This is a genomic window from Caldisericum sp., assembly GCA_022759145.1.
Lineage (GTDB): Bacteria > Caldisericota > Caldisericia > Caldisericales > Caldisericaceae > Caldisericum.
In genome coordinates this window covers 1-5,140 of the sequence record JAEMPV010000027.1, presented here as the reverse complement: position 1 = coordinate 5,140, position 5,140 = coordinate 1, and the positions used below count along the sequence as shown (strand labels likewise).

Annotated in this window: 7 protein-coding genes; all 7 read right to left on the bottom strand. The window is 40.3% G+C overall.

Annotated elements, in window-relative coordinates:
- Positions 1-141: 141 nt before the first annotated feature.
- A complete protein-coding gene (gene fabF / locus JHC30_01740) occupies positions 142-1,386 on the bottom strand; it encodes a beta-ketoacyl-ACP synthase II (protein ID MCI4462876.1) in 1,245 nt (414 codons plus the stop codon).
- 2 nt (positions 1,387-1,388) lie between these two features.
- Positions 1,389-1,631 (bottom strand): acyl carrier protein, encoded by a 243-nt coding sequence (gene acpP, locus JHC30_01735; GenBank protein ID MCI4462875.1) that lies wholly within the window; start codon positions 1,629-1,631, stop codon positions 1,389-1,391.
- Between the two features lie 23 nt (positions 1,632-1,654).
- Positions 1,655-2,410 (bottom strand): 3-oxoacyl-[acyl-carrier-protein] reductase, encoded by a 756-nt coding sequence (gene fabG / locus JHC30_01730; GenBank protein ID MCI4462874.1) that lies wholly within the window; start codon positions 2,408-2,410, stop codon positions 1,655-1,657.
- Positions 2,403-3,302, bottom strand: a complete 900-nt coding sequence (gene fabD, locus JHC30_01725; GenBank protein ID MCI4462873.1) for an ACP S-malonyltransferase — start codon at positions 3,300-3,302, stop codon at positions 2,403-2,405. The genes fabG and fabD overlap by 8 nt, the downstream gene beginning before the upstream one ends.
- A 3-nt stretch (positions 3,303-3,305) precedes the next feature.
- Positions 3,306-4,286: a ketoacyl-ACP synthase III gene (locus JHC30_01720; protein MCI4462872.1), complete on the bottom strand. Its 981-nt coding sequence runs from the start codon at positions 4,284-4,286 to the stop codon at positions 3,306-3,308.
- Positions 4,283-4,741: a beta-hydroxyacyl-ACP dehydratase gene (locus JHC30_01715; GenBank protein ID MCI4462871.1), complete on the bottom strand. Its 459-nt coding sequence runs from the start codon at positions 4,739-4,741 to the stop codon at positions 4,283-4,285. The genes JHC30_01720 and JHC30_01715 overlap by 4 nt, the downstream gene beginning before the upstream one ends.
- A gap of 135 nt (positions 4,742-4,876) precedes the next feature.
- Positions 4,877-5,140 (bottom strand): TRAP transporter large permease subunit (locus tag JHC30_01710; GenBank protein ID MCI4462870.1); only part of this gene is annotated, 264 nt, incomplete at its 5' end.

Sequence of the window (5,140 nt, the reverse complement as noted above, 5' to 3'; positions counted from 1 at the left end):
AAAAACTTCCTTTTTCACTAAATCCAAAATAATCACCTCCTGATTTAATTATAACAGATTTAAAATAAATAAAAAAATTGGGAAGGCTCTTGCCTCCCCAATCCTCCTATTAATATAATTGGTCAGCCTATCTGAGCATAATTACTCTTCAAATTTCTTGAAAACAAGCGCTACATTATGTCCACCAAAGCCAAAAGAATTTTTCAGGGCAACTTTTACATCTGCTTCTCTTGGCTTATTAGGAACATAGTCAAGGTCACATTCGGGATCGGGTACTTCGTAGTTTATTGTTGGGAAAATTATTCCTTTTTCAATTGATAGAACTGTTGCAACGGATTCAAGAGCAGCAGCCGCACCAAGCAAATGTCCTGTTTGGGACTTTGTAGAACTTACAGGGATTTTGTATGCAAGATCCCCAAAAAGCGACTTAATTGCAAAAGTCTCGTTTTTATCATTTAGAGGAGTCGAAGTCCCATGCGCATTTATGTAGCTTACATCCTCTTTATTTACGTTTGCCTTCTTCAAAGCAAGATCCATTGCTCTTATAACTTCCTTTGCAGTTGGGTCTGGTGCGGTCACATGGTACGCATCGCATGTTGTTCCGTATCCTGCAAGTTCTGCATAAATTTTTGCACCACGTTTTTTTGCATGCGATAAGGATTCAAGAACAAGAATGCCAGCACCTTCTCCCATAACAAAACCATCACGCTCTTTATCAAAAGGTCGGGATGCATGCTCTGGATCATCGTTTCTTTTTGATAAAGCACGCATTGAGGAGAAAGCAGCAACTGCAGTTCCCGTAAATGGGGCTTCTGCACCGCCTGCAATAATTACATCCAAATCGCCCCTTTCAATTGCAAGAAGGGCTGCCCCAATTGTCTTTGCAGATGATGCACACGCTGCAACTGCAGAAAAAGTTTCTCCCCTGAAGCCATATTTAAGAGCAATGTATGCAGGGATCGCATCAACAATCATCTGAGTGATTAAGAATGGGCTTACCCTTGTTGGCCCTTTTTCCTTGTTTACAAGTATTTGTTGCTCTAAAGAGATGACCCCACCAATGCCAGATGTTACATAAACACCAACTCTTTCAGGGTCAATTTTATCCAGCTCAAGATGGGCATCCTCAATTGCCTCTTTTGCTGCAGCAAATGCAAAGTGCTGAACTCTATCAAGGCGTGAGACCTCTTTTTTATCAATGTAGTTTTCAGGATTAAAATCCTTAATTTCGCCACCAATCTGCACTGGATAGTTGCTTACATCGAAAGAGGAGATTTTCGAAACACCAGATTTACCCGAAAGTAAGCCCTCAAGAAATGCGTTAACGCCAACCCCAATTGGCGAAACCGCCCCAAGGCCAGTTATAACAACTCTTTCTCTTTCCATAATTACCCTAAATGTTCTTTAATGTAAGAAACCGTTGCCCCGATTGTTGTAATTTTATTAATGTCCTCATCCGGGATTTTTACCCCAAATTCATCTTCAAGAGCCATTGCAATGTCAACAAGAGCAAGGGAGTCTGCTCCGAGGTCTTTTACATATTCTGCAGAGTCAACGATCTTGTCGTCTTCTACGCCTAATTTCTCCTTTACGACTTTTGCTACTTTTTCTCTAATTTCTCTTTCTTCCATTTCTTACCTCCTTAATAAATTTTTTATGTTAGTGATAACCCACCATCAACTATGATAACACTTCCTGTAATATAACTTGCAAGAGGAGAAGCAAGGAAAAGGACTGCATTTGCAACATCAACTGGAGTTCCTTTCCTCTTCAATACAATTTTATTCATGTATGATTCGACTACATTCTGAGGAAGTTTTTCTGTCATTTCTGTTTCAATAAAGCCTGGAGCAACAAGATTTGAGGTGATACCTCTTGACCCATATTCAAGCGCAACTGCCTTTGTAAAACCAATAAGGCCTGCCTTAGATGATACATAATTTGCTTGCCCAATATTCCCTGTAATGCCAACAATTGAACCTATATTAATAATCCTTCCAGAATTGCTCTTTAACATATATTTGAGGCTATGCTTTGTCATCAAAAAGGCTCCTTTGAGATTTGTATTCATAACCAGATCCCAATCTTCGGAAGACATCCTTAAAAGAAGTGTATCTTTTGTAACACCAGCATTATTAACGAGTATATCAATTTTACCAAACTTATCGACGATTTGCTTAACTACATTTTCAACGGAAGGCTCCTCCTCAACCCTGCACTGAAATACCTCGGCAACTCCCCCAAGGGATTCAATTTCTGCCTTTGTGTTCAGTGCATCCTGAGACCTGTTTGCATAGATTATCGCAACTTTGCTTCCTGCCTTTGCAAGGGCAATAGAAATTGCACGCCCTATTCCTCTTCCGCCACCTGTCACGATAGAAACGGTGCCTTGGAGGTTAATTTCAACCATTAAAGACCTCCTCTGCAAGCTTTACAGAAGCGCCTTTAATTATACGTTCAATAAGACCTTTAAGGACATTCTTGGGACCAACTTCATAGTATTCCTTAACGCCCATTGAATCCATTTTTAAAACCGAATCAACCCAGTTAACTGAACCTGTAAGTTGCTTCTTGAGGTTTTCCTTTATGCGAACAACATCAGTCTCAGGTAAAGCAGTCACATTCTGCACGATAGGTATTTGAGGTGTATGAAATTCTGCTTCATCAATTGCCTTTGACATTTCAGGGACAACAGGCTCCATTAAAGGTGAATGGAACGCTGCGGACACCTCGAGGGGCTTTGCAAGGCGTGCTCCAAGTTCCTTTGCTATACGCTGTGCTTCTGTTATTGCATCAATCGAACCAGAAAGGACAACCTGGTCAAATGCGTTGTTGTTTGCATTGACAATAACACCAAATTTCGAAGCGCTATCAAGAAGCGTTTTTATCTTATCCTTATCAAGTCCGATAACTGCAAGCATCTTGCCTGGAGCCTTATTTGAAGCTTCCTTCATAAGGAGGCCACGGGTCCTTACAAGTTTAAGCCCCGTTTCAAAAGAAAAAACACCTGCTGAAAAAAGCGCTGAATACTCGCCAAGACTGTGCCCTGCAACAATATCTCCCTTAATACCTTTTTCCTTTAAGAGGACATCGTAAATGGATGATACGGTGTAGAGAGCAGGTTGTGTAATGTCTGTTGAAGTAAGCAATTCCTGTGGTCCCTTTTCGCAAATCTCAAGCAAATCGAACCCTAAGATTTCAGAAGCCTTATTAAAAAACTCTTTTTTAACTGAACTTTCGGGGATTTTTGCACTCATCCCTACATACTGCGAACCCTGTCCAGGAAAAACGAATGCCTTCATTTCTCACCACCTCATTAAAATTGCGCCTGATGTCATCCCTGCGCCAAATGACACCATAAGCACAAGATCACCTCTTTTAAGTTTACCTTCTTTTCTTATTGTGTCAAGAGACACAGGAATTGAAGCAGAAGATGAGTTTCCAAACCTATCAATTGTCACAACTACCTTTTCCATAGGGATGCCAAGTTTTTCTGCACCAGCCTGGATTATCCTCAGGTTCGCCTGGTGCGGCACAAACCAGTTGATGTCCTCAAGTTTTACACCTGTCTTATCAAGAAGTTTTTTCGAAATGCGGGAAATTTCTCTTACAGAAAACTCGAAAACCTGGCGCCCGTTCATTTTCGTAAAGTATGAGCGTTCCTTTAGCACCTCTTCCGAAAAAGGCTTCCTTGATCCACCTGCAGGAAGGGTCAAGTGCTCCGCAATAGAACCATCTGCATACAACTCAAAATCTATAATACCTGAATTGTCTTTAGTTTCTCCCAGAACAACAGCACCTGCTCCATCACCAAAAAGCACATATGTTCCTCTGTCAGTTGGATCCATCATCCTTGTTATGACCTCAGCTCCTATAACAAGAACATGCTTGTATGCACCTGACTTTACAAACTGAGTTCCTACAACCGTTGCGTAAACCCATCCTGGACAACCTGCCTGTAAATCGAATGCAGCGCATTTACCCGAAGCCCCTATCTTATCCTGAATAAGGCATGCTGTTGCTGGATAAAGCATATCAGGGGAGTTTGTGCCCACAATAATGAGATCGATATCCTCTGGCTTTAAGCCTGCATCTTCAAGCGCTCTTTTTGCTGCAATTGCACCAAGGTCAGAAGTTGCTTGCGTTGGTTCTGCAAAGCGCCTTTCAACAATTCCTGTTCGTGTCCTTATCCACTCATCAGATGTGTCTAAAATTTTTTCAAGGTCGTGGTTCGTTACAATTTTTTCTGGGATGTAACTTCCCATGCCAAGGATTCCTACATTCAAAACGCACCTCCTAAAGAATTTTTATCAACAAAAAATGCCTTTATGACTCCTTTTGCAACAAGAGTATCAGTAACAAAAAGTTCGACTTCGCTTTTTGCTATGTTATGCCTGAAATCGAGAACTTTGCTCTTTGCAATAACTGTTTGATTTTCCTCTACCTTTTTTACAAACCTGAAAGTCTCAACACCTGTAAGATACCCAAAGAGATTTTTATACTCATCCTTAAGAAGAATCATAAACGCAGAGACCTGCGCAGAAAACTCGATAAGGATTACCCCTGGTACAATTGGAAAATCGGGAAAATGTCCTTTAAAGAAAAAATCGCTCTGTGTAAATGTCCTTTTTCCAACTGCACTTACTCCAGGCTCAACCTCGAGGATTTCGTCAACAAAAAGGAATGGCTCCCTGTGCGGAAGTATTTCCTTTATTTTATCAATACCCAAATTTTTTATCATCTTCACCACCCTAATAAAAATTTTTACTATTTTATACAAAATACCAAAATTTCCAAATAATACAAAAATGCATAGTCTAAAAAGAAAAATCCCCCGAATTTATCGGGGGACAAAACAACCTAAATAATTTAAATCTTACGGAGTATAAAGTTTTGATGCAATAGGCAATAGAAGGGAAAGTTTGGGGAAGAAGGTAATAATAAGCAAACCTATGATTGCAAATGCAACAAATGACCAGATTTCCTTTGAAGTTTGGTCAAGAGATTTTTTAATGAGGTTAGATGTAACATATAAGTTCACAGCAACTGGTGGCGTTATTTGACCTATTGCAAGAGCAACGGTTGCCATAACACCAAAGAACAGTGGATCAATCTTGAATGCTGTAAGAACAGGAAGGAA

Excerpts from the sequence above, each read along its gene's own strand:
- fabD (MCI4462873.1), bottom strand. The coding sequence starts at position 3,302 with ATGAAGGCATTCGTTTTTCCTGGACAGGGTTCGCAGTATGTAGGGATG.
- fabF (MCI4462876.1), bottom strand. The coding sequence starts at position 1,386 with ATGGAAAGAGAAAGAGTTGTTATAACTGGCCTTGGGGCGGTTTCGCCA.
- acpP (MCI4462875.1), bottom strand. The coding sequence starts at position 1,631 with ATGGAAGAAAGAGAAATTAGAGAAAAAGTAGCAAAAGTCGTAAAGGAG.
- fabG (MCI4462874.1), bottom strand. The coding sequence starts at position 2,410 with ATGGTTGAAATTAACCTCCAAGGCACCGTTTCTATCGTGACAGGTGGC.
- JHC30_01715 (MCI4462871.1), bottom strand. The coding sequence starts at position 4,741 with ATGATAAAAAATTTGGGTATTGATAAAATAAAGGAAATACTTCCGCAC.